General features: G+C 60.5%; 3 protein-coding genes. All 3 read left to right on the top strand.

The genetic code is table 11. The annotated features are described in order from the left end of the window. Nucleotides 1-880 (top strand): urea transporter (locus OC610_RS24795; RefSeq protein ID WP_264431643.1); only part of this gene is annotated, 880 nt, incomplete at its 5' end. Nucleotides 881-901: 21 nt separating this feature from the next. Continuing rightward, entirely contained in the window at nt 902-1726 is an 825-nt protein-coding gene (locus tag OC610_RS24790) for an ion transporter (RefSeq protein ID WP_264431641.1), read from the top strand. A 94-nt stretch (nt 1727-1820) separates the two neighbouring features. Then, complete coding sequence (locus tag OC610_RS24785) at nt 1821-2819, top strand: sulfate ABC transporter substrate-binding protein (RefSeq protein WP_264431639.1); 999 nt, start codon at nt 1821-1823, stop codon at nt 2817-2819. The last annotated feature ends 34 nt before the right edge of the window (nt 2820-2853 follow it).

Genomic DNA, 2853 nt, shown 5'->3' with positions numbered 1-2853 from the left:
CTGGGCCACCGCCCTGCTCAACGGCTTCAGCCAGATTTTCCTCCAGCGCCATCCGCTGTGCGGTTTGCTGTGCCTGTTGGCAATCCTGTTCACCGCGCCGGCCTTGCTCGGCGGCGCGCTGCTGGGCGGTGTGGCGGGATTGCTGACGGCGCAGCGACGCGGTTATGCCAAGGAGCATCGGCAAGCCGGCCTCTTCAGCTATAACGGGATCCTGCTGGGATTGTTGTTGAGCCTGACGCTGCCCTGGTCGGTCTTGTTGCCACCGCTGATCATTGCCGGCGGCGGCATCAGTGCGATGCTGACCCAGCAATGGCTCAAGCGAACCCCTGGCCCCCACTGCCTGCCCGCCTATACCGCGCCATTCGTGGGGCTGGGTTGGTTGCTGCTGGGTTTGGCCCCGCCCTCCCCACCGCCCGCGTCGGTGGAGATCAGTTCGCCCAATCTGCTGCTGGCTCCTTTGAACGGCCTGGGCCAAGTGATGTTTCTCGACCACCCACTGGCCGGTGCGCTGATCGCGATCGGCCTGCTGGTCGCCAATCGTCGCGCCGCTGGCTGGGCGCTGTTCGGGTCCATCGTCGGCCTTGCATTCACCTGGCTGCATCACGACAGCAACGTGGCCCTGTCGGGGCTGGGCGGCTACAACCCAGCGCTGGTGGCCCTGGCCCTCGGCCAACACACCCGCAAGCCATGGCTGCCGCTGGTGGGCATTGCCCTGGCAGTCTTTCTCACACCAGGTTTCGCAGCGCTGGGCGTGGCACCGCTGACGGCACCGTTCATCCTCGCCTGCTGGCTGGTTCATGCAACAGGCCGGCTTTGGCATCAGGCAATCCTCGATACCGCGCCTTGCACTCCGCAGGGCAATCGCCCTAGGCTTCGCTGATTATCGATTCAGGCGAAGGTTATGGATAACAGCAACAACTGGCGTGAACGGCTCTACGTCATCATTTTCCAGACCGATACCGTGGCGGGCCGACGCTTCGACAGCACTTTGTTGCTGATCATTCTCGCCAGCCTGGTGATCGTGATGCTCGACAGCATCGACAGCGTTCACAAGAACTACGCGGCCCTGCTGGCTTACATCGAGTGGGGCTTCACCTTCATCTTTCTGGTCGAGTACGGCCTGCGCCTGTACTGCTCGCCGAAGCCGCTGCGCTACGCGTTCAGTTTCTACGGATTGGTAGACCTGCTGGCGATCGTGCCGGGGATCCTGGCGCTGTACTACAGCGATGCCCAGTACCTGCTGATCATTCGGATCATCCGGATGTTGCGGATTTTCCGAGTGCTGAAGCTCAGCCCGTACCTCAAGCAGGCCAATTACCTATTGGCCGCGCTACGGGGCAGCAAGCAGAAGATCATTGTGTTCCTGGTCAGCGTATCGACCCTGGTGACGGTTTTTGGCACGCTGATGTATGTCATCGAAGGGCCCGAGCATGGCTTTACCAGCATCCCCAAGGGGATCTATTGGGCTATCGTGACACTCACTACCGTGGGCTTCGGCGACATCGTGCCGAAAACCCCGCTGGGCCAGGTGATTTCGTCGCTGGTGATGATCACCGGCTATTCGATCATCGCCGTACCGACGGGTATCTTCACCGCTGAACTCGCCACGGCCATGCGCGGCGATCAACTCCAGCATGACTGCCCGGTGTGCAGCAAAGACAACCATGAGCACGGCGCGGCTTTTTGCTCCCGTTGTGGCAACGCGCTGTTCAAGAAAATGGAATAAGCAAAGCACTTTTTAATACTTGAAGGCCTAATTGCCAGTCGCTAGTGTGCCGGCTAATTGCCCGAGACCCCGTTCAAACAAAAAGGAATTCGCAGTGAAAAATTTCTTTGGCGCCTCCCTTCTCGCCGCTGGCCTGACCTTCGGCAGCCTGGCCCACGCCGCCCCGACCCTGCTGAACGTTTCCTATGACGTGATGCGCGACTTCTACAAGGACTACAACGCCGCGTTCCAGAAACACTGGCAAGCCGAGCACAACGAGAACATCACCGTGCAAATGTCGTTCGGCGGCTCCAGCAAGCAGGCGCGTTCGGTCATCGACGGCCTGCCGGCGGATGTCATCACCATGAACATGGCCACCGACATCAATGCCTTGGCGGACAACGGCAAGCTGGTTCCTGAAAACTGGGTCACCCGGTTGCCGAACAACAGCGCGCCGTTCACGTCGGCCACGGTGTTCATCGTGCGCAAGGGCAACCCAAAGGCGCTGAAGGACTGGCCCGACCTGCTCAAGGATGGCGTGCAGGTGATCGTGCCCAACCCGAAAACCTCCGGCAACGGCCGCTACACCTACCTGTCGGCGTGGGGCTACGTGCTCAAGAATGGTGGCGACGAGAACAAGGCCAAGGATTTCGTCGGCAAGCTGTTCAAGCAAGCCCCGGTGTTGGATACCGGCGGTCGCGCGGCAACGACGACGTTCATGACCAACCAGATCGGCGATGTGCTGGTGACCTTTGAAAACGAAGCGGAAATGATCGCCCGCGAGTTTGGCCGCGACCAGTTCGAAGTGGTCTACCCAAGCGTGTCCGCCGAAGCCGAGCCACCGGTGAGCGTTGTGGATAAAGTGGTCGAGAAGAAAGGCTCCCGCGCAGCCGCCGAGGCCTACCTCAAATACCTGTGGTCGCCTGAAGGCCAGGAAATCGCCGCCGCCAACTACCTGCGTCCACGGGATCCGGCGGTGCTGGCCAAGTACACAGACCGTTTCCCGAAAGTTGACTTCCTGTCGGTGGAGAAGACCTTCGGCGACTGGCGCACCGTGCAAAAGACTCATTTCAATGACGGTGGGGTTTTCGATCAGATCTATAGCGGGCAGTAACGAAAGCAATGAGCCGCAGGGCCATCCACCATGG

Source organism: Pseudomonas agronomica, assembly GCF_025917275.1.
Lineage (GTDB): Bacteria > Pseudomonadota > Gammaproteobacteria > Pseudomonadales > Pseudomonadaceae > Aquipseudomonas > Aquipseudomonas agronomica.
This window is presented reverse-complemented; position numbering and strand designations above follow the sequence as displayed.

Coding starts and splice junctions, on each gene's coding strand:
- OC610_RS24790 (WP_264431641.1), top strand. CDS start 902: ATGGATAACAGCAACAACTGGCGTGAACGGCTCTACGTCATCATTTTC.